The organism is Pseudomonas sp. MWU13-2100 (assembly GCF_023242365.1).
GTDB lineage: Bacteria > Pseudomonadota > Gammaproteobacteria > Pseudomonadales > Pseudomonadaceae > Aquipseudomonas.
In genome coordinates this window covers 30,078-49,538 of the sequence record NZ_JALLIX010000042.1, presented here as the reverse complement: position 1 = coordinate 49,538, position 19,461 = coordinate 30,078, and the positions used below count along the sequence as shown (strand labels likewise).

The 19,461-nt window shown below is 62.3% G+C and carries 22 protein-coding genes; 18 read left to right on the top strand and 4 right to left on the bottom strand.

Going from position 1 to position 19,461, the window contains the following annotated elements:
• Window positions 1–20: 20 nt before the first annotated feature.
• Window positions 21–476, bottom strand: a complete 456-nt coding sequence (locus M5B99_RS23900) for a MaoC family dehydratase (protein WP_248806375.1) — start codon at window positions 474–476, stop codon at window positions 21–23.
• A gap of 163 nt (window positions 477–639) precedes the next feature.
• Here M5B99_RS23900 and M5B99_RS23895 point away from each other — a divergent pair, with 163 nt between their 5' ends.
• The 5 genes from M5B99_RS23895 to M5B99_RS23875 all read left to right on the top strand — a co-directional run bounded on the left by M5B99_RS23895 (window position 640) and on the right by M5B99_RS23875 (window position 3,046).
• On the top strand, window positions 640–1,002 hold the full coding sequence (locus M5B99_RS23895; RefSeq protein WP_248806374.1) for a CidA/LrgA family protein: 363 nt from the start codon (window positions 640–642) through the stop codon (window positions 1,000–1,002).
• Complete coding sequence (locus tag M5B99_RS23890; RefSeq protein WP_248806373.1) at window positions 999–1,715, top strand: LrgB family protein; 717 nt, start codon at window positions 999–1,001, stop codon at window positions 1,713–1,715. Before M5B99_RS23895 ends, M5B99_RS23890 begins: the two co-directional genes overlap by 4 nt.
• A 10-nt stretch (window positions 1,716–1,725) precedes the next feature.
• Complete coding sequence (locus tag M5B99_RS23885) at window positions 1,726–2,316, top strand: LON peptidase substrate-binding domain-containing protein (protein ID WP_248806372.1); 591 nt, start codon at window positions 1,726–1,728, stop codon at window positions 2,314–2,316.
• A 182-nt stretch (window positions 2,317–2,498) separates the two neighbouring features.
• Window positions 2,499–2,711 carry a cold-shock protein gene (locus M5B99_RS23880; protein WP_248806371.1) on the top strand — a complete coding sequence of 71 codons (213 nt, stop codon included), beginning with the start codon at window positions 2,499–2,501 and terminating at the stop codon, window positions 2,709–2,711.
• Between the two features lie 101 nt (window positions 2,712–2,812).
• Window positions 2,813–3,046, top strand: a complete 234-nt coding sequence (locus M5B99_RS23875) for a cold shock domain-containing protein (protein ID WP_248806370.1) — start codon at window positions 2,813–2,815, stop codon at window positions 3,044–3,046.
• Here M5B99_RS23875 and M5B99_RS23870 read toward each other — a convergent pair.
• The gene (locus tag M5B99_RS23870) at window positions 3,043–4,359 is read right to left on the bottom strand and encodes a bifunctional DedA family/phosphatase PAP2 family protein (protein WP_248806369.1); all 1,317 of its coding nucleotides are present in this window, start codon (window positions 4,357–4,359) and stop codon (window positions 3,043–3,045) included. The two genes, M5B99_RS23875 and M5B99_RS23870, sit on opposite strands and share 4 nt — an antisense overlap.
• A 172-nt stretch (window positions 4,360–4,531) precedes the next feature.
• Window positions 4,532–5,218, bottom strand: a complete 687-nt coding sequence (locus M5B99_RS23865; RefSeq protein WP_248806368.1) for a DNA-3-methyladenine glycosylase — start codon at window positions 5,216–5,218, stop codon at window positions 4,532–4,534.
• Between the two features lie 180 nt (window positions 5,219–5,398).
• Between M5B99_RS23865 and M5B99_RS23860 the strand changes: the two genes are divergently transcribed.
• From M5B99_RS23860 to M5B99_RS23800, 13 genes are all read left to right on the top strand, one after another.
• Window positions 5,399–6,670 (top strand): glutamate-5-semialdehyde dehydrogenase, encoded by a 1,272-nt coding sequence (locus M5B99_RS23860; RefSeq protein ID WP_248806367.1) that lies wholly within the window; start codon window positions 5,399–5,401, stop codon window positions 6,668–6,670.
• 16 nt (window positions 6,671–6,686) lie between these two features.
• On the top strand, window positions 6,687–7,361 hold the full coding sequence (nadD, locus tag M5B99_RS23855; protein WP_248806383.1) for a nicotinate-nucleotide adenylyltransferase: 675 nt from the start codon (window positions 6,687–6,689) through the stop codon (window positions 7,359–7,361).
• A 70-nt stretch (window positions 7,362–7,431) separates the two neighbouring features.
• Window positions 7,432–7,926, top strand: a complete 495-nt coding sequence (gene rsfS, locus M5B99_RS23850; RefSeq protein ID WP_248806366.1) for a ribosome silencing factor — start codon at window positions 7,432–7,434, stop codon at window positions 7,924–7,926.
• Between the two features lie 9 nt (window positions 7,927–7,935).
• Window positions 7,936–8,403, top strand: coding sequence for a 23S rRNA (pseudouridine(1915)-N(3))-methyltransferase RlmH (gene rlmH / locus M5B99_RS23845; RefSeq protein WP_040071182.1), 468 nt, complete (start codon window positions 7,936–7,938; stop codon window positions 8,401–8,403).
• Window positions 8,404–8,412: 9 nt separating this feature from the next.
• Window positions 8,413–10,299 (top strand): penicillin-binding protein 2, encoded by a 1,887-nt coding sequence (gene mrdA / locus M5B99_RS23840; protein ID WP_248806365.1) that lies wholly within the window; start codon window positions 8,413–8,415, stop codon window positions 10,297–10,299.
• Between the two features lie 38 nt (window positions 10,300–10,337).
• Window positions 10,338–11,441 (top strand): rod shape-determining protein RodA, encoded by a 1,104-nt coding sequence (rodA, locus tag M5B99_RS23835; protein WP_248806382.1) that lies wholly within the window; start codon window positions 10,338–10,340, stop codon window positions 11,439–11,441.
• 17 nt (window positions 11,442–11,458) lie between these two features.
• Window positions 11,459–12,469 carry a lytic murein transglycosylase B gene (gene mltB, locus M5B99_RS23830; protein WP_248806364.1) on the top strand — a complete coding sequence of 337 codons (1,011 nt, stop codon included), beginning with the start codon at window positions 11,459–11,461 and terminating at the stop codon, window positions 12,467–12,469.
• Window positions 12,469–13,485, top strand: a complete 1,017-nt coding sequence (locus M5B99_RS23825) for a septal ring lytic transglycosylase RlpA family protein (RefSeq protein WP_248806363.1) — start codon at window positions 12,469–12,471, stop codon at window positions 13,483–13,485. Before mltB ends, M5B99_RS23825 begins: the two co-directional genes overlap by 1 nt.
• 181 nt (window positions 13,486–13,666) lie before the next feature.
• On the top strand, window positions 13,667–14,830 hold the full coding sequence (locus tag M5B99_RS23820; protein WP_248806362.1) for a D-alanyl-D-alanine carboxypeptidase family protein: 1,164 nt from the start codon (window positions 13,667–13,669) through the stop codon (window positions 14,828–14,830).
• A gap of 96 nt (window positions 14,831–14,926) precedes the next feature.
• A complete protein-coding gene (locus M5B99_RS23815; protein WP_248806361.1) occupies window positions 14,927–15,202 on the top strand; it encodes a DUF493 domain-containing protein in 276 nt (91 codons plus the stop codon).
• Window positions 15,202–15,852, top strand: a complete 651-nt coding sequence (lipB, locus tag M5B99_RS23810) for a lipoyl(octanoyl) transferase LipB (RefSeq protein ID WP_248806360.1) — start codon at window positions 15,202–15,204, stop codon at window positions 15,850–15,852. Before M5B99_RS23815 ends, lipB begins: the two co-directional genes overlap by 1 nt.
• Window position 15,853: 1 nt before the next feature.
• On the top strand, window positions 15,854–16,879 hold the full coding sequence (lipA, locus tag M5B99_RS23805) for a lipoyl synthase (protein ID WP_248806359.1): 1,026 nt from the start codon (window positions 15,854–15,856) through the stop codon (window positions 16,877–16,879).
• A 3-nt stretch (window positions 16,880–16,882) separates the two neighbouring features.
• Entirely contained in the window at window positions 16,883–17,848 is a 966-nt protein-coding gene (locus M5B99_RS23800; RefSeq protein ID WP_248806358.1) for a S66 peptidase family protein, read from the top strand.
• A 223-nt stretch (window positions 17,849–18,071) separates the two neighbouring features.
• Here the strand turns inward: M5B99_RS23800 and M5B99_RS23795 are convergent, their stop codons facing one another.
• A complete protein-coding gene (locus M5B99_RS23795) occupies window positions 18,072–19,382 on the bottom strand; it encodes a lytic murein transglycosylase (RefSeq protein WP_248806357.1) in 1,311 nt (436 codons plus the stop codon).
• Window positions 19,383–19,461: the final 79 nt, after the last annotated feature.

The following is a 19,461-nucleotide window of genomic DNA, read 5'->3' as shown; positions in this document are numbered from 1 at the left end:
TGTTTCGTGAGTACTGGCTATCAGACGAAGCAGAGGGACAGCGGTTCAGCTATATAGGCGGGTTTTTCCTGGCCTTCGATTTCCAGCGTGGCAGTGGCCTTGAGCAACCATTGGCCGGGTTTTTTCTCGGTGACCTCGGTCAGTTCGACCTTCAGGCGCACCCGCGAGTCGACCTTCACCGGCTGGATGAAGCGCACGCTGTCGAGGCCGTAGTTGACGGCCATCTTCAGGCCTTCGGGCATGATGAAGATGTCTTCCATCAGTTTCGGTATCAGCGACAACGACAGGAAACCGTGGGCGATGGTGCTGCCGAACGGCGTTTGCGCGGCCTTGACCGGGTCGACATGGATGAACTGGAAGTCGCCGGTGGCTTCGGCGAACAGGTTGATCCGCGCCTGGTCGATGGTGAGCCATTCGGAGTATCCGAGTTCCTTGCCGACATAATCTTTGAGCTGCGCTACAGGTACATAGGGCATTGACACACTCCTTGGTCTTTCGAGTTATCGGGCCTCGGGTTGCAGCCCTTGGCATCCACTGTAGATCATCATGGGACATGTGCCCGGTCAAGCCACCATACCTTTGGCGAATGGCGGTGCATGGGCATGCTTATAATGCTGGCATCTTCACGGGAGAGTTCGGATGTTGTTACGCGGCCTGACCTGGCTGGTGCTGTTTCAATTGCTCGGCACCGCCCTCAATCATTTGTGTGTGCCGGTGTTGCCGGGGCCGATTATCGGTCTGTTGCTCTTGCTGGTGTTTCTGATGGTGAATGGCGAAGTCAGCGCGCCGCTGAACGAGGCGGCGTCCAGTTTGTTGCGTTATCTGCCACTGTTGCTGGTGCCGCCGGCGGTAGGCGTCATGGTCTATGCCAGGCAGATCGCCGCGGACTTCTGGGCGATCGCGGGTGCGCTGGTGTTGTCGGTACTGATCTCCATGGCGTTTGTCGGGGTGTTCATGAATGCCTTGATCAAGCGTCACGGCAAGCGCGGAGAGCGACCATGAACCTTGATTGGCAGGGCGCCTGGGCGGCGGTGATCCATCATCCACTGTTTGGCATCGGCATTACCCTGGGCGCCTATCAATTGGTGCTGGCGGGGTTCGAGAAGACCCGCTGGATCTTCCTGCAGCCGGTGTTGGCCTCAATGGCGCTGGTGGTCGGCATCTTGTTGCTCTGCGGCCTGGAGTACGCCGAGTACCGCAGGAGTACCGAGATCCTCGGCACGCTGTTGGGGCCGGCCACGGTGGCGCTGGCGGTGCCGCTGTACCTGAACCTGCGGCGGATCCGGCAGTTGTTCTGGCCGATTTTTACTACGCTGGTGATTGGCGGGATACTGGCGACAGGCCTGGGCGTGTTGCTCGGCTGGTTGTTCGGCGCCGACCATATGATCCTGATGACCTTGCTGCCCAAGTCGGTGACGTCACCCATCGCCATGCTGGTGGCCGAACAGATCGGCGGTGTCGGGGCCCTGGCCGCGGTGTTCGTGTTGATTACCGGGGTGATCGGCGCCATTGCCGGGCCCTGGCTGCTGACGCGGCTGGGGGTACAGGCCGCGGAGGCCCGAGGCATGGCCCTGGGCATGACCGCCCATGCGGTGGGCACTTCGGTGGCCTTGCAGGAAAGTGAGGAGTGCGGCGCCTTCGCCGCGCTGGCGATGAGCCTGATGGGTGTGGCCACGGCAGTTTTGCTGCCGTTGGCGGTAACTTTGGTGGTTTAAGGAAATCGTTATGAGCCTGGCGTTGTTTCCCCTGAACACCGTGCTGTTTCCCGGCTGCATCCTCGACCTGCAGATTTTCGAGGCGCGCTACCTGGACATGATCAGTCGCTGCATGAAACAGGGCTGCGGTTTTGGCGTGGTCTGCCTTCTTGAAGGCCAGGAGGTTGGCGATGCGCCGGAAGGCTTTGCCCTGGTCGGCTGCGAGGCTTTGATCCGCGACTTCCAGCAGCAGGACAACGGCTTGCTGGGTATTCGGGTCGAAGGCGCTCGGCGTTTCCGCGTACTGCACAGTGAGTTGCAGCGCGACCAGCTGACGGTCGCCGAGGTCGAGTGGCTGGATGAAATCCCCGAGCAGCCTTTGCAGGATGAGGATGAAGACCTGGTGGCGCTGCTCAAGGCGCTGGCCGAACACCCGATGGTCGCGGCCCTGAACATGGGCACCGAAGCGACCGGGCAGCAGTCGCTGGCCAATCAGTTGGCCTATCTGCTGCCGTTTTCCGAGCTGGACAAGATCGACCTGTTGGAACTGGATGATCCTCAACAACGCCTGGATGCGATTCAAGTGTTATTGGACGAATTGCAGGGCGAGTTGTTTGCTTGAGCGGGCCCATGCAATGGCATGGAATAACCGTTATATAGAAAAAATCTGAAAACCTGTCAGAAATGACAGTAGCCCGATAGGCGCAATGGATCCAGGATTGAACGGCGGAAATATAGAAAGCTCGCAGGGCAAAAGTCGTCCACGGATGAGCTTGCGTCATTCAGTCACTGGGAAGATTGGAAATGTCAGAGCACAAAGAAGGCAAGGTCAAGTGGTTCAACGATGCGAAAGGGTTTGGTTTTATTTCGCCAGATGATGGATCGCAAGATGTTTTTGTTCATTTCAAAGCGATACAGTCGACCGGTTTCAAAACCCTCGCTGAAGGGCAGAAAGTCAGTTTCGAAGTGGCTCAAGGACAAAAAGGCCTGCAAGCGGAAAGCGTTAAGTTGATTTAAGGGTGTGCTGTCAAGACACGGCGCTCCATGCCTCCCCAGGGTAACTGAACTTCCTCGGGGCGACGCCTGGGGGGGCCTCTTCCTTCTTGGGAGAAACAGTCATGGATAAGTACGGTGAAGAGCGTTATGACTCCGCCCGCGGCGGAATCGGCGTGATCACGGCGCATGTGGGCGGACGAGAACTTTTCTTTCACGTGAAGTCCGCTACTGACGGTGGGCCGGAGTTGAAGGCCGGCGACACCGTGAGCTATGACGTTGTGCGGGGCGAAGACGGCCAGTTCTATGCCGTCAATCTTGAAGTCGTGGAAAGTGACCTGTCCGAAACGACGGGTTAATAGGCATATCGAACGATCGCATGCGGTAAATGCCACTGGGCATAAACACCATAGATCGCCACGGCGGCCGGCAGGATCAGCCACCAGGCCCGGGGTGGCGTGGCCGGTAGCGGCATGTAGCGCTGGCTGAGGCTCAGGCTGGCCGCCAGTACACCCACGGCGAGCAGGGCGCCGGCGAGGATATCGGTAGGCCAGTGCGCCCCGAGGTACACCCGCGACGACGCGACCACCAGCGCCGGCAGGCAGCCGAGTAGCAGCCAGCTCACGCGCATCCGTGGCGGTTGTTCGCGGCCGGCCAGTACCGCGAGTACCAGGAAGAACGCGAACGAGCCCGAACTGTGGCCACTGGGCATGCTGAAGCTGGTGATCGGTTCGGCCAGGACTTCCGGGCGGATTCGCGCGAAGAAGTATTTGGCGGCGGTATTGCCCAGTGCCGTCACCGCCAGGGTGGCGCCGAAAAACAGCCCCTGGCGCCATTGGCGAGCGAGAAACAGCAGGACGGTGAGAACCCCGGCGACAATGAACTGGATGCGGAAGTCGCCGAGGCGGGTGGCGATCACCGCCGCTACGTCCAGCGTCTTGTCGCGATGTTCCTGGACCAGCGCCATCAGGCCCTGGTCGAAGGCCTTGAGGTGGGGGTAGCCGAGAAGCAGGCCGACCAGCAACGCCAGGCTCAAGCCTGAAATCAGCAGGGTGGCCCGGGGATGACGCTTCACGCTGCAATGGATGCACAGCCCGATCAGCGCGACGAGCCCGGCTGCGACCACACCGGCCTGCGCCCAGAACCCTTCGGGCAAGGGCAGGCGGATGGCCGCGCCAGTGGCCCAGCCCGGCAGCAGGTAGACCACCGACCAGCCGGCGCCGGCGATCAGGCTGACGCCGATAAAGCGCGGTAATGGCATGTCGCACATGCCGGCGATCATCGGCAGCATCGGGCGCAAGGGACCGATAAAGCGCCCGACCAGCAAGCTGGCGATGCCATAGCGCTGGAAATAACTTTCCGCGCCGCTCATCCACTGTGGGTGACTGCGCAAGCCCGGCAGGCGCCGGATATTCTGGTGGAACCGTCGGCCGAGGGTGTAGGAGACCACGTCGCCGACCAGGCCACCGATGAACCCCAGCAGCAGGGTTTCGCCCAACGGCAGGGCGCCGCTGCCGGCCAGCACGGCGATGGCGAACAGCAGGACCGTGCCCGGCACGATGCTCCCGACGATGGCCAGGCATTCCAGGCAAGCGACGATGACAATTGCCAGGCCCAACCATTGTGGGTTGGCGGTCAGCCAGCCGGTGATGCTATCGAGCCATGGGCCCATGGGGTGACTTCCTTTTTTAGGTCAAACACAAACATCGAGTCATGCACTCCAAATGTAGGCGCTGGCTTGCCAGCGATGAGGTCCGCAAGTCTTGCATCGACTGTTCGACCGCCATCGCCGGCAAGTCGGCGCCTACAGGTTTCGTGTCGGCAGGGTGGATAGGTGGCATTTTTCAGCTGTGCAAAAAGTAATCGCGACCTTCCACCTGCCCGCGCCGGAGCGGGTTGCGCGTGCAATACCGCGCATGGCTGGCGTCGACGAAGCGGTACATCAGGTGCTCGTCACGCCCGCCGGGGATGCCCAGGCGGGTGGTCTGGATGATCTGCGCCACCTGGGTACCGACATCTTCCACTACCAACCCTTGCGGGTCGAAACGCTTGGCGTCCCACATCGGCACCTTGAGCCCGAGGGCCTTGCACAGCAGGGTCTGCCCCGCGCACAGCTTCTGCGCGGGGCGCGCCGTGCCATTGGCCGCCGGGTTGTTCAGCAGCATCTGCGCCAGGCTTGCCGCGTCGGACAGTGTATCGACCCACGGATAGGCGGATTTGATCAGCACTGCGTTGCCCGCCCCCCAGGCGCTGAAGTTCAGCGAGTCGCCGCCGCGGGCGTAATACATATAGATATGTCCGCCATCCAGAAACAAAGCCTTACGCTTTTCTGTATAACCGAGGGAGGCATGGCTGCCTTTTTCCTCGAGGTAATAGGCTTCGGTCTCGATGATCCGTGCTGCCAGCCAGAGGTCGCCGACCTTGTGGCGGATGACTTTACCCAGCAATTCACGGGCGAGCAGCTGCGCATCGCGGTCGAAAAAAGCGTCGGGCAGGGCATTCGGCAAGGGCGCGGGGGGGAGGCTGGACATCGTGGGCGCGAGACTGTTGACGGCTGATCGGAGGGGAATCATAACGTTTTATGCCTTAATCAGGTCTGAACACCCGCTATTTGCCCTCCATTTCGACCATCCGCCCGGCACCGCTGTCCGTCAGGCGGCGCGACAGCTATAATCGGCCGCTTTCCTCTTTGCCAAGTCCCCCTTAGAGCCATGACTGAGTCCGTTCTCGACTATATGACCCGTCTGGGTCGCGCTGCCCGCGAGGCTTCCCGTGTGATCGGCCGTGCCAGCACCGCGCAGAAGAACCGCGCCCTGCTGGCTGCCGCCGCCGCGCTGGACGCCGCCCGCGCCGAGCTGAGTGCCGCCAACGAGCTCGATCTGGCCGCCGCCCGCGCCAATGGCCTGGAGCCGGCGCTGGTCGAGCGTCTGGCCCTGACCCCTGAGCGTATCGACGGCATGATTGTCGGCCTGCGCCAGGTGGCGAGCCTGCCCGACCCGGTGGGGGCGATCCGCGATATGAGCTACCGGCCATCGGGGATTCAGGTCGGTAAGATGCGCGTGCCCCTGGGCGTGATCGGCATCATCTACGAGTCGCGGCCGAACGTGACCATCGATGCCGCCAGCCTGTGCCTCAAGTCGGGCAACGCCACCATCCTGCGCGGTGGCTCCGAAGCCATTCATTCCAATCGTGCCATTGCCGCCTGCATCCAGCGCGGCCTGGACGAAGCCGGCCTGCCGGCGGCCGTGGTGCAGGTGGTGGAAGTCACCGACCGCGCCGCCGTCGGGGCGCTGATCAGCATGCCCGAGTACGTCGACGTGATCGTGCCGCGCGGTGGCAAGGGCTTGATCGAACGGGTCAGCCGCGAGGCGCGGGTGCCGGTGATCAAGCACCTGGACGGCATCTGCCACGTCTATGTCAGCGCTCACGCCGATCTGACGAAGGCCCGCGACATCGCTTTCAACGCCAAGACCTACCGTTACGGCATCTGCGGTGCCATGGAAACCCTGTTGGTGGATAAAGCGGTCGCCGCCGAATTCCTCCCGGCCATGGCCGAGCGCCTGCGCGCCAAGGGCGTCGAGCTGCGCGGTTGCGAGCGGACTCGTGCGGTGATCGAGGCCGTCGCCGCCACCGAAGAGGACTGGAGCACCGAATACCTGGCGCCGATCCTGTCGATTCGCGTGGTCGACGGGCTGGACGCGGCCATCGAGCACATCAACCACTACGGTTCGCACCATACTGACGCCATTGTCACGGAAAACCTGGCGCAGTCCCGGGCCTTCATGGCCGAAGTCGACTCCAGTTCGGTAATGCTCAATGCCCCGACCTGCTTCGCCGACGGCTTCGAATACGGATTGGGTGCCGAGATCGGCATTTCTACTGATAAGCTGCACGCCCGCGGCCCGGTAGGGCTGGAAGGCCTGACCTGCGAGAAGTACATCGTGGTCGGTGACGGGCAGTTGCGCGGTCAGGCCGCGGTCTGATCGAGTGAGCAAACGTCTGTCTGCCGTCGACAACCCGCGCCAGGTTCCGCCCCGGCGCATCGGCGTGCTCGGTGGAACCTTCGATCCGGTGCACATCGGTCATTTGCGCAGTGCCCTGGAAGTTGCGGAACTGATGGACCTCGATGAGTTGCGCCTGACCCCCAGTGCCCGGCCACCGCATCGCGATACACCGCAGGTCTCGGCGATCGATCGGCTGGCGATGGTCGATTGCGCGGTGGCCGGCGTGAGACCGCTGGTGGTGGATGACCGCGAGCTGCAACGGGACAAGCCGTCCTACACGATCGACACCCTGGAACTGATGCGCGCCGAACTGGCCGCCGAGGACCAGTTATTCTTGTTGTTGGGCTGGGACGCATTTTGCGGCCTGCCCACTTGGCACCGCTGGGAGGAGTTGCTCCAGCATTGCCATATCCTGGTGCTGCAACGCCCGGATGCCGACAGCGAACCGCCGGATGCCTTGCGCAACCTGCTGGCCGCGCGGTCGGTCAGCGACCCGAAGGCCCTGCCGGGGCCTGGCGGGCATATTACATTCGTCTGGCAGACACCCCTCGCGGTGTCGGCCACCCAGATCCGTCAACTGCTGGCCAGCGGTAAGTCGGTACGTTACCTGGTGCCTGACGCGGTCCTGGCCTATATCGATGCGCACGGGCTGTACCGTGCGTCGAACTGAAACGGCGCGCTTGAAAGCACGAATAGTCGTGTATTGAAACGCCCGAATATATGAGCAAAACGAGTTTTATATGACCAACAACGACGTAAACAAAGTAAAGCGCAAAGGCACGTTCAAGAGTGCTCCGTTGCCGGAGAAAGTCCTCAGCGGCGAGCCCCTCAAGGGCGAAGAGCTGGTCAAGATTGCCGTAGCGGCCCTGGAAGACGTCAAGGGCCAGGACATCCTGGTGATCGACGTTCGTGAAAAGCAGAGCATCACCGACTTCATGATCATCGCCACCGGTACTTCCAACCGCCAGATCGGCGCGATGCTGGACAAGGTCCGCGAAGCGGTCAAGGCCCTGGGCATCAGGCCGCTGGGTGAAGAAGGCAAGGGCGACAGCGACTGGGTCCTGCTGGACATGGACGATGTGATCGTTCACATGATGACCGCCAGCGCGCGTCAGTTCTATGACCTGGAGCGCTTGTGGCAGGGTGCCGAGCAGAGCCGTTCGGCCAGTGCCGCGCACCACAGCCCGGAAAACACCCATGAGCATTTCATCAAGCTCAACAAAGACCAGGAATAAGGTGGCGTTGTGCGCCTGCGCCTGATTGCTGTCGGTTCACGCATGCCCAAGTGGGTGGAAGAGGGTTGGCACGAGTATGCCAAGCGTCTGCCATCCGAGCTGGCGCTGGAACTGGTGGAGATTCCGCTCAATACCCGGGGCAAGAACGCCGACGTGACGCGCTTTATCCGTCAGGAAGGCGAAGCGATGCTGGCCAAGGTCGGTCCGAACGAGCGGATCGTCACGCTGGAGGTCCATGGCAAACCGTGGAGTACCGAGCAGTTGGCGGTCGAGCTGGATCGCTGGCGGCTGGATTCGCGTACGGTCAACTTCATGGTCGGCGGCCCCGAGGGGCTGGCGCCGGAGGTCTGTGCGCGGGCCGATCAGCGCTGGTCGCTGTCGCCGCTGACCTTGCCGCACCCGTTGGTGCGGATCCTGATCGGTGAACAGCTGTATCGCGCCTGGACCGTGCTGTCCGGGCATCCTTACCATAAATAAGCCTGCCGAATGACCCAGCCGATTCGCCTCAAGGACCACGAGAAAGACGCCCGCCTGGTGCGTAACCGTGTCGTGGTCGGCGCAATTGTGGTGGTGGCGCTGATCGGCGTGCTGATCGCCCGGCTGTATTTCCTCCAGGTGATCCAGTACGACTATCACTCGACCAAGTCGGAAAACAACCGTGTCCATGTTCAGTCGATTCCGCCGAGCCGTGGCCTGATCTACGACCGTAACGGTCTCGTGGTGGCGGATAACCGACCCAGTTTCAGCCTCAGCGTGACCCGTGAGCGCTCGGGTGACTGGCGCCAGGTGCTGGATGTGCTGGTCGAGGTCCTGCAACTCACCCCGCAAGATCGCGTGCTCTTCGAGAAGCGCGTGCGCCAGGGGCGGCGGCCGTTCGAGCCGGTGCCGATCCTGTTCGAGTTGACCGAAGAGCAGATCGCCCGGGTGGCCGTGAACCAGTTCCGTCTACCGGGGGTCGAGGTGGTCGCGCAATTGGTTCGCCACTATCCCCAGGGCGCGCACTTCGCGCACTCGGTGGGCTATATGGGACGAATCAACGAGGCGGAACTCAAGGCCCTGGACCCGGTGAACTACAGCGGTACCCACCATATCGGCAAGACTGGCATCGAGCGTTTCTACGAGCCCGAGCTGCACGGCCAGGTCGGTTACGAGGAAGTCGAGACCAACGCCCGCGGGCGTATCCTGCGGGTGCTCAAGCGCACCGACCCGGTGCCGGGCAAGGACATTGTCCTGAGCCTGGACATCAAGTTGCAGGAAGCCGCCGAAGAGGCCCTCGGCGGCCGGCGTGGCGCCGTGGTGGCGCTGGACCCGGCCACCGGCGAGGTGCTGGCGATGGTCAGTCAGCCGAGTTTCGACCCGAACCTGTTCGTCACCGGGATCGGTTTCAAGGCCTATGCCGAGCTGCGCGACTCCATCGACCGGCCGCTGTTCAACCGGGTGTTGCGCGGCCTCTATCCGCCGGGCTCGACCATCAAGCCGGCGGTGGCGATTGCCGGGCTCGACAGCGGGGTGGTCAACGCCTCGACGCGGGTCTTCGATCCCGGTTACTACGAATTGCCCAACTACGATCATAAATACCGCAACTGGAACCGCACTGGCGATGGCTGGGTGGACCTGGACACGGCGATCATGCGTTCCAACGACACCTACTTCTATGATCTGGCCCATAAGCTGGGCATCGACCGCCTGTCCACCTACATGAACAAGTTCGGCCTGGGCCAGAAGGTCTCCCTGGACATGTTCGAGGAGTCACCGGGGCTGATGCCTTCGCGCGAATGGAAGCGCACCACCCGACGCCAGGCCTGGTTCCCGGGCGAAACCCTGATCCTCGGGATCGGCCAGGGCTACATGCAGGCCACGCCCTTGCAACTGGCCCAGGCTACGGCGCTGGTGGCGAACAAGGGCGTGTGGAACCGCCCGCACCTGGCCAAGACCATCGAAGGCCAGAAACCGCTGGACCCCGACCCGATGCCGGATATCGTTCTGCGTAACCCGGCGGATTGGGACAAGGTCAGCCATGGTATGCAGCAAGTGATGCACGGCGCCCGCGGCACCGCGCGCAAGGCGGCCGTCGGTTCGCAGTACCTGATCGCCGGCAAGAGCGGTACCGCCCAGGTCGTGGCGATCAAGCAGGGCGAGAAGTACGACCGCTCGAAAGTCCAGGAGCGTCATCGCGACCATGCCCTGTTCGTCGGCTTCGCCCCGGCCAACAACCCGAAAATCGCCGTGGCAGTGATGGTCGAGAACGGCGAGTCCGGTTCCGGCGTCGCCGCGCCGGTGGTTCGCCAGGTCATGGACGCCTGGCTGCTCGGCCCGGATGGCAAGCTCAAACCCGAATATGCCGACTCAACCCCCTTGCAGGTGATGCCTTGATCGCCAATTTCGACCGCATCCTCTCCAGTGAAGATGTGATGCGCCGCCGGGCCACCTTGTTGCAACGCATGCACATCGATGGCCCCTTGCTGGTCCTGCTGCTGACCCTGGCGGCCGGCAGCCTGTTCGTCCTTTATTCGGCCAGCGGCAAGAGCTGGGACCTGCTGATCAAGCAGGCCACCTCTTTCGGCATCGGCCTGGTCTCGATGTTCGTGATCGCCCAGCTCGAGCCGCGCTTCATGGCCCGCTGGGTGCCGCTGGCCTACGTGCTGGGGGTGATGCTGCTGGTGGTGGTGGACGTCATGGGCCACAACGCCATGGGCGCCACGCGTTGGATCAATATTCCCGGGGTGATCCGCTTCCAGCCGTCGGAATTCATGAAGATCCTGATGCCGGCGACCATCGCCTGGTACCTGTCCAAGCGCACCCTGCCGCCGCAGCTCAAACATGTGGCTATCAGTCTGATGTTGATCGGCGTGCCGTTTATCCTCATCGTCCGCCAGCCCGACCTCGGTACCTCGCTGCTGGTGCTGGCCGGCGGCGCGTTCGTGCTGTTCATGGGCGGTCTGCGCTGGCGCTGGATCATCAGCGTGCTGGCGGCGGCGGTGCCGGTGGCGGTGGGCATGTGGTTCTTCATCATGCACGACTATCAGAAACAGCGGATCCTGACCTTCCTCGACCCGGAGAGCGATCCACTGGGCACCGGTTGGAATATCATCCAGTCCAAGGCCGCCATCGGTTCCGGCGGCGTGTTCGGCAAGGGCTGGCTGCTGGGCACCCAGTCGCACCTGGACTTCCTGCCGGAAAGCCACACCGACTTCATTATCGCGGTGATGGGCGAAGAGTTCGGTCTGGTGGGCATCTGCGCCTTGCTGCTGCTCTACCTGCTGCTGATCGGGCGCGGGCTGGTGATCACCGCCCAGGCCCAGACGCTGTTCGGCAAACTGCTGGCCGGCAGCCTGACCATGACGTTTTTTGTGTATGTTTTCGTCAATATCGGTATGGTCAGCGGTCTGCTGCCGGTAGTAGGGGTGCCGTTGCCATTCATTAGCTACGGCGGAACTTCGCTGGTGACACTGCTGTCAGCGTTTGGGGTTTTGATGTCGATCCATACCCACCGCAAGTGGATCGCACAGGTTTGAGCAAGGTGAACAATTCAATGCAAGTATTGCGCGGTTGGGCGGCTCGGTATGCGCCCTGGATAGGCCTGGTCGGCTGTCTGGGGGCAGGGACGGGCGCGCTGGCCGGTGACTACGAAGGTTCGCCGCAAGTGGCCCAGTTCGTCGCGGAAATGACTCGCGACTACGGTTTTGCCGGTGAGCAACTGATGGAGGTGTTCCGTCAGGTCGAGCGCAAGCAGAGCATCCTCGACGCGATTTCCCGCCCGGCGGAACGGGTCAAGCCATGGAAGGAATATCGGCCGATCTTCATCACCGATGCGCGGGTGGCCCGCGGCGTCGACTTCTGGCGCCAGCATGAAGCGGCCCTGGCCCGTGCCGAGCAGGAATACGGCGTGCCGGCCCAGGTGATTGTCTCGATCATCGGCGTGGAAACCTTTTTCGGCCGCAATACCGGCAATTACCGGGTGATCGACGCCTTGTCGACCCTGGGCTTCGACTATCCGCCGCGGGCCGAATTCTTCCGCAAGGAGTTGCGCGAGTTCCTCCTGCTGGCCCGGGAAGAACAACTCGACCCGCTGAGCCTCAAGGGTTCCTACGCTGGGGCCATGGGCCTGCCGCAGTTCATGCCGAGCAGTTTCCGCGCCTATGCGGTGGATTTCGACGGCACCGGCCATATCAATATCTGGACCAACGCCGACGACGCCATCGGCAGCGTGGCCAGCTATTTCAAGCGTCACGGCTGGGTGGCCGGGGAGCCGGTGGTCAGTCGCGCGGATGTGCGCGGCGACCAGGTTGACCAGGGGCTGAGCCCGGGGATCGAGCCGGTCAAGACCGTTGGGGAGTTGCGGGCGCTGGGCTGGTCGAGTCATGATGCGTTGCGCGATGATATGCCAGTGACGGCGTTTCGCCTGGAAGGCGACAATGGCCCCGAATATTGGATGGGCCTGAAAAATTTTTATGCGATCACGCGCTATAACCGCAGCGTAATGTACGCCATGGCCGTGCATCAGCTGTCTGACCTGTTGGTCCAAGCACGGGGCGTCAAGTAATGCAGGCTTTGCCGATTCAAAAACCACTGAAGCTGTTGGCTTACACCGCGTTGGCGGTGCTGGTGGTCAGTTGCTCGACCAGTCGCTCGCCGTATCAGTCGTCGTCTTCCTCCAATATCATTCGCGCCAAGCCGGGCCTGGACATCAACCGCGCCCATAAAGACGGCGCGCCGTGGTGGGACGTCGATGTGTCGCGGATCCCGGATGCCACGCCGACCCTGCACACCGGGCCGTACAAGGCCAACCCCTATACGGTGCTGGGCAAGACCTATTTCCCCCTGACCGATTCCAAGCGCTACGTGGCTCAGGGCACGGCGTCCTGGTACGGCACCAAGTTCCATGGCCAGAACACCGCCAATGGCGAGGTTTATGACCTGTATGGCATGAGTGCCGCGCACAAGACCCTGCCGTTGCCCAGCTATGTGCGGGTGACCAACCTGGACAACAACCGCAGCGTGATCCTGCGGGTCAATGACCGCGGGCCGTTCTATTCGGACCGGATCATCGACCTGTCCTACGCCGCCGCGAAGAAACTCGGTTATGCCGAGATCGGCACGGCGCGGGTCAAGGTCGAGGGCATCGACCCACAGGAGTGGTGGGCCCAGCGCGGTCGTCCGGCGCCGTTGATGCTCAACGAGCCGCAGGTGGCGCAGTCCCAGGCCCCAGCCCTGAGCGCGTCCACCGGGACGATCGAACAATGGACACCGCCACCGCAGCAACACGCCAGCGACGTTGTGCCGGTACAGGCTGACGCAAAAAAAAACGCTTCTGCACCAGCCTCTGGCCAGTATCTCCAGGTGGGCGCGTTCGCCAACCCGGACGCTGCCGAACTGTTGAGGTCGAAGCTGAGCTCGATGGTCAAGGCGCCGGTCTTCGTCAGTTCATTCGTGCGCAACCAGCAGACCCTGCATCGGGTGCGGATGGGGCCGATCGGCACGCCGGGTGAAGTGCAGCAAGTGCAGAACAGCGTGCGTCTGGCCAATCTCGGTTCGCCAAGTCTGGTGACCTCGGAGTAACACAGGCACAATTGTGGATTGGGCCGCTTTCAAGGGGTCGGGTCCTGGGTTGTTGGTTCGTTTGATAATAAAAGCCTGGAAAGGGTGGTGGAGCGAGCAACCTGACACGGGGCAGTTGGAAAACTGCCGGATTTATTTTTGCCCGCGAGGGCAAGTTTCCATTAGCGATTTCGAGAGACGGATGAACATCACCACCTTTGCCAAACGTTTGTGCCTGCTTGTACCCCTGATCGTTGCGCCTGCCGCCTGGGCCGCCGATGAAATGGCCCTGCCGGCTTCGCCGCAACTGGCCGCCAAATCCTACGTGCTCATGGATGCCGCCAGCGGCAACGTGCTGGTCGAGAACAACGGCGACCAGCGCCTGCCCCCAGCCAGCCTGACCAAACTGATGAGCGCCTACATCGCGACCAAGGAAATCCGTCGCGGGCAGATCGGCGAGAACGATCCGGTGACCGTCAGCGAAAACGCCTGGCGCACTGGCGGTTCGCGGATGTTCATCAAGGTCGGCTCGCAGGTGACCGTCAGTGACCTGCTGCACGGCATCATCATTCAGTCCGGCAACGACGCCACCGTGGCGCTGTCCGAGCACATCGCCGGCAGCGAAGACGCGTTCGCCGACATGATGAACAAGACGGCCGCCGAACTGGGCATGACCAACAGCCACTTCATGAACCCGACCGGCCTGCCGAACCCGGATCATTACTCGTCAGCTCACGACATGGCGATCCTGGCTCGGGCGATCATTCGTCTCGACCCGGTGCACTACGCGATCTACTCGCAGAAAGAATTTTTCTGGAACGGCATCAAGCAGCCTAACCGCAACCTGCTGCTGTGGCGGGACAAAACCGTTGACGGCATGAAAACCGGCCACACTGAAGAAGCCGGTTTCTGCATGGTGGCCTCGGCCGTGCGTGATGGCCAGCGCCTGATTGCCGCGGTGTTCGGCACCAACAGCGAATCGGCACGCGCTTCTGAAACCCAGAAGCTGCTGACCTACGGTTTCCGTTTCTTCGAAACCCAGACCTTCTACCAGAAGGGTGCGGAACTGGCCCAGGCACCGGTCTGGAAAGGCACCACCCATCAAGTCAAGGCCGGCCTGGCCGAAGACCTGACCATGACCATGCCTAAAGGCCAGCTCAAGAAGCTCGCCGCCAGCATGACCATGAATCCGAAACTGGTCGCACCGATCGCCAAGGGCGACGTGATCGGCAAGGTGGAAGTCAAACTGGACGACAAAGTGGTACACAGCGCTGATCTGATCGCGCTGGACGCGGTCGAGGAAGGTGGTATCTTCCGTCGCCTGTGGGACAGCATCCGTATGTTCTTCTACGGCATGTTCAACTAAGGTCGACCGCTGGCAGAAAGTGTCGATTTGCGTACCTCGCGCCTGACCCGGGCGTGAGGTATGTCCGTTGCCTGGGCTTACGAGGCCGTTATTGTCATGACAGACACTGAAGTAAAAGCACCGAAAATCGAATTCCCCGTTACCGACTACCCGGTCAAGGTCATCAGCGACACGGGTGTGGGCAACAAGGACAGGATCGTCGAGATCGTCAAGAAACACGCCACGATCAACGATAACCGGGTGGACGAACGCCAGAGCACCAACGGCAAGTACACTACGATCCAGCTGCACATCGTGGCCACTGGTCAGGACCAGTTATACGACATCAACAGCGAGTTGCGGGCCACCGGTTTCGTGCACATGGTGCTGTGATGGGCGACGTGCTGGGCTTTCGCGAGCTCGGTCAGACCCCTTACGAGCCGGTCTGGCATGCCATGCAGCATTTTACCGATGGGCGCAAGAACGCTGACGTGGCGGACGAAATCTGGCTGGTGCAGCATCCGTCGGTGTTCACCCAGGGCCAGGCCGGCAAGGCCGAGCATGTGCTGCTGCCGGGAGATATTCCGGTGGTCAAGGTCGATCGTGGCGGCCAGGTGACTTATCATGGTCCCGGCCAACTGGTGGCCTATCTGTTGCTGGACGTTCGCCGCCTGGGTTTTGGCGTGCGCGAGCTGGTCAGCCGGATGGAGCGTTGCCTGATTGATTTGCTGGCCGAATATGGCGTGAACGCCGAGGCCAAGGCCGATGCGCCTGGCGTGTATGTCGACGGGGCGAAGATCGCCTCCCTGGGCCTGCGGATTCGCAACGGCTGTTCGTTCCATGGCCTGGCGCTGAATGTCGACATGGACCTCGGGCCGTTTCGACGGATTAACCCCTGCGGTTATGCGGGGCTGGCGATGACCCAGCTGCGTGACCACACAGGACCGATTGAATTTGCCGAGGTAAGTGCCCGGCTGCGCGCGCAGCTCGTCAAACACCTCGACTATGCTGAGCAGACGACCCTCACGGGCGGAATCGATTGATATGACTACTGCGCAAGACGCTGTGCAAACCCTGATCCCGACGCCGGACGTTTCCGAGCGCCCGGCCCGTGCGAAAGTCGAAACCGGCGTCAAGCTGCGTGGCGCCGAGAAAGTCGCACGCATTCCGGTGAAGATCATTCCGACCACCGAACTGCCGAAGAAACCCGACTGGATTCGCGTGCGCATCCCGGTTTCGCCGGAAGTCGACCGTATCAAGCAATTGCTGCGCAAGCACAAGCTGCACAGCGTCTGCGAAGAGGCCTCCTGCCCGAACCTGGGCGAGTGCTTCAGCGGCGGTACCGCGACCTTCATGATCATGGGTGATATCTGCACCCGTCGTTGCCCGTTCTGCGACGTCGGTCACGGCCGGCCGAAGCCCCTGGACGTCAACGAGCCGCAAAGCCTGGCCATCGCCATTGCCGACCTGCGTCTGAAGTACGTGGTGATCACCTCCGTGGACCGCGATGACCTGCGTGACGGTGGTGCCCAGCACTTCGCCGACTGCATCCGCGAGATCCGCAAGCTGTCGCCGAACGTGCAGCTCGAAACCCTGGTCCCCGACTACCGTGGGCGTATGGACATCGCGCTGGAAATCACCGCCGCCGAGCCGCCGGATGTGTTCAACCACAACCTGGAAACCGTGCCGCGGCTGTACAAGGCCGCGCGTCCGGGTTCGGACTACCAGTGGTCGCTGACCCTGCTGCAACGCTTCAAACAGATGATGCCGCATATTCCGACCAAATCCGGCTTGATGCTCGGCTTGGGCGAGACCGACGAGGAAGTCATCGAAGTCATGCAGCGCATGCGCGAGCACGACATCGACATGCTGACCCTTGGTCAGTACCTGCAACCGTCCCGCAGCCACCTGCCGGTGCAGCGTTTCGTACACCCGGACACCTTCGCCTGGTTCGCCGAGGAAGGCTACAAGATGGGCTTCAAGAACGTGGCTTCCGGGCCGTTGGTGCGTTCTTCCTATCATGCCGACGAGCAGGCCAAGCTGGTCAAGGCTGAACTGATCGGAGCGTAACCCTTGAACCGCCGTCGACCCGTGCAGGCTTCCTATCCGGTCCAGAGCGCGGTGCCGGCGCTGCGTCAGGGTGGGGTGATCGGTTTGATCGCCCCGGCCGGCCCCGCTGCCCTTGATCCTCTCAAGGCGCAGCAGTGGGTGCAGGCCCGTGGCTACGAGCTGCGGATTTTTCCGGGTGTCGCGCAACGCGACGGTTACCTGGCCGGCAGTGATGAGGTCCGCCTGCGCGACCTGCACGATGCCTTTGCCGATCCTGAAATCGATGCGATTCTCTGCCTGCGTGGAGGTTATGGTTGTCCGCGGCTGTTGGACGATATTGATTTCGAGTTGCTCAAAAAACATCCAAAACCTTTGGTCGGCTACAGCGACATCACCGCGTTGCACCTGGCTATTGCTCGTTATACGGGGTTCATGACCTTTCATGGGCCGCTGTTCAATGCGGATCTGCTCGGGGACAAGCTGCCGCCGACCGAGTCCTCGCTGTTCAACCTGCTGAGCGGGCAGGTGCGCGCCGGTAGCCACTTCGAGCATCCCGCGGCGTTTCCACTGACCACTGTGGTGCCGGGCGCGGCTTCGGGGCGCCTGCAGGGCGGCAATCTGTCGTTGATCTGCGCCACGCTGGGCACGCCTTATGAAATCGATACCCGCGGTGTGATCCTGCTGATTGAGGACGTCAACGAGCCGCTGTACCGGGTCGACCGGTTGCTGACTCATCTGCGCCTGGCGGGCAAGCTGGAAGGTTTGAATGGCGTGTTGGTGGGGGATTTCGCCGGGGTCGACGCCGATGCGCTGGCGCGCTTGCTCAAGCAGGAGCTGGGGGCCCTGGGCATTCCGGTGCTGGCGGGATGGCGCAGCGGGCATTGCGACCCGAACCTGACGTTGCCGTTGGGGGCGCAGGTGAGGTTGGATGCCGATGCCCGGCAGTTGGTGTTGGAGCAGGATGTGACGATTCTGCTGACTGACTGCTGACTGCTGACTGCTGACTGCTGACTGCTGACTGCTGACTTGTGGCGAACGGGCTTGTGGCGAGCGGGCTTGCCCGCGCTCGGCTGCGAAGCAGTCGTAAAACAACAATCCCGGTTATTTCTGATACACCGCAATTGCAGGTTTTGGGGGGGCTTGGCACCCCAGCGCGGGCAAGCCCGCTCGCCACAGGACCGCGCCAGAGATCCTCAAGACTTGCCGATGGCTGTCAGCGATTACGCAAGCTGTCCAGCAGCTTGTGATTCGGATAACCATCCGCCGGCCAGCTCAGTTTTTGCTGGGCGCCACGAATCGCCTTGCGGGTATTCGCCCCGATAATCCCATCGGGATTGCCGGCGTCATAACCCTGGCTGCTGAGCAGCGTCTGCAACTCGACCCGTTCGGAACGGCTCAGCGGCAGATCATCCTTCGGCCATTCGCCACGAATCAAACCGGCGCCGTTGAAGCGCTGGGACAACAAGGCCACCGCCAGCCCATAGGACGACGAGTTGTTGTACTTGAGGATGGCGCGAAAGTTGTCCAGTACCAGGAACGCCGGGCCGCGATAGCCCGCCGGCAGCAGCAGGGCGGCGGACAGTGGCGCCGCGCCGTTTGGCAAGGCGCTCCCGGCCGGCAAGCTGATGCCCATCTGCAGCCACTCGCTTACCGTCTTGCGGGTCGTACCGTCGGCCTGGGCGTAGTCGAAGGACGCTGGCAACACCACTTCCAGCCCCCACGGCTGCCCGCGCTGCCAGCCGGAGCTTTGCAGGTAGTTGGCGGTGGAGGCCAGGGCATCGGCCGGGTCGTTCCAGATATCGCGGCGACCATCGCCGTCGAAGTCCACCGCATAGCTGTTGTAGGTGGTGGGGATAAACTGGGTCTGGCCCATGGCGCCGGCCCAGGAGCCGAGCATCTGCTCAGGCTGGATATCGCCATGTTGGATAATCTGTAGAGCTGCCAGCAATTGGGCCTGGGCGAATCCCGGACGACGGCCTTCGTAGGCCAGGGTCGCCAGCGAACGGATCACCGACTTGTCGCCCTGGAACTGGCCGAAATTGCTTTCCATGCCCCACACCGCCACCAGGGCCTCGCGGTCGACGCCATAACGTTGTTCGATGCTCGTCAGCAGCGCGCTGTTCTGCGCCAGCAGGGCCTGGCCCTTGCGCACACGCACGGGAGACAGGGCGCCGTCGAGGTATTCCCAGACCGGGCGGGTGAATTCCGGTTGGCTGCGGTCGGCCTTGATCACGCTCATGTCCGGGGTGACGCCGGCAAAGGCTGCATCGAAGATGGCGGGCGTGATGCCGGCCCTCAAGGCCTCGATACGGAACGCCGACATCCATTCGCCGAAGCTTTGCGCAGGCTGGATCGTCAGGTCGTCATTGACCTGCGGCAGGGTCGGGACCGGGGCTGCTGGAAGGGTTTGCAGCGGCTCGGCGTCGGCAGCGGTGGGCTTTTCCGCGCAGGCAACTAACAGGATAAAGCTGGTGGCGGCGAACAATCGGCGTAGCGGTCGACGAAGGGTAAGGCAAAAGGGCATGCGCGGTTCCGGATAATGCGAATCAGGTGCTGACCTTATCATGCTTGAGGGGGTGCAGTCCTGAGGGGGTTCTATGCTT

Coding starts and splice junctions, on each gene's coding strand:
- M5B99_RS23900 (WP_248806375.1), bottom strand. CDS start 476: ATGCCCTATGTACCTGTAGCGCAGCTCAAAGATTATGTCGGCAAGGAA.
- M5B99_RS23895 (WP_248806374.1), top strand. CDS start 640: ATGTTGTTACGCGGCCTGACCTGGCTGGTGCTGTTTCAATTGCTCGGC.
- M5B99_RS23890 (WP_248806373.1), top strand. CDS start 999: ATGAACCTTGATTGGCAGGGCGCCTGGGCGGCGGTGATCCATCATCCA.
- M5B99_RS23885 (WP_248806372.1), top strand. CDS start 1,726: ATGAGCCTGGCGTTGTTTCCCCTGAACACCGTGCTGTTTCCCGGCTGC.
- M5B99_RS23880 (WP_248806371.1), top strand. CDS start 2,499: ATGTCAGAGCACAAAGAAGGCAAGGTCAAGTGGTTCAACGATGCGAAA.
- M5B99_RS23875 (WP_248806370.1), top strand. CDS start 2,813: ATGGATAAGTACGGTGAAGAGCGTTATGACTCCGCCCGCGGCGGAATC.
- M5B99_RS23870 (WP_248806369.1), bottom strand. CDS start 4,359: ATGGGCCCATGGCTCGATAGCATCACCGGCTGGCTGACCGCCAACCCA.
- M5B99_RS23865 (WP_248806368.1), bottom strand. CDS start 5,218: ATGTCCAGCCTCCCCCCCGCGCCCTTGCCGAATGCCCTGCCCGACGCT.
- M5B99_RS23860 (WP_248806367.1), top strand. CDS start 5,399: ATGACTGAGTCCGTTCTCGACTATATGACCCGTCTGGGTCGCGCTGCC.
- rsfS (WP_248806366.1), top strand. CDS start 7,432: ATGACCAACAACGACGTAAACAAAGTAAAGCGCAAAGGCACGTTCAAG.
- mrdA (WP_248806365.1), top strand. CDS start 8,413: ATGACCCAGCCGATTCGCCTCAAGGACCACGAGAAAGACGCCCGCCTG.
- rodA (WP_248806382.1), top strand. CDS start 10,338: ATGCGCCGCCGGGCCACCTTGTTGCAACGCATGCACATCGATGGCCCC.
- mltB (WP_248806364.1), top strand. CDS start 11,459: ATGCAAGTATTGCGCGGTTGGGCGGCTCGGTATGCGCCCTGGATAGGC.
- M5B99_RS23825 (WP_248806363.1), top strand. CDS start 12,469: ATGCAGGCTTTGCCGATTCAAAAACCACTGAAGCTGTTGGCTTACACC.
- M5B99_RS23820 (WP_248806362.1), top strand. CDS start 13,667: ATGAACATCACCACCTTTGCCAAACGTTTGTGCCTGCTTGTACCCCTG.
- M5B99_RS23815 (WP_248806361.1), top strand. CDS start 14,927: ATGACAGACACTGAAGTAAAAGCACCGAAAATCGAATTCCCCGTTACC.
- lipB (WP_248806360.1), top strand. CDS start 15,202: ATGGGCGACGTGCTGGGCTTTCGCGAGCTCGGTCAGACCCCTTACGAG.
- lipA (WP_248806359.1), top strand. CDS start 15,854: ATGACTACTGCGCAAGACGCTGTGCAAACCCTGATCCCGACGCCGGAC.
- M5B99_RS23795 (WP_248806357.1), bottom strand. CDS start 19,382: ATGCCCTTTTGCCTTACCCTTCGTCGACCGCTACGCCGATTGTTCGCC.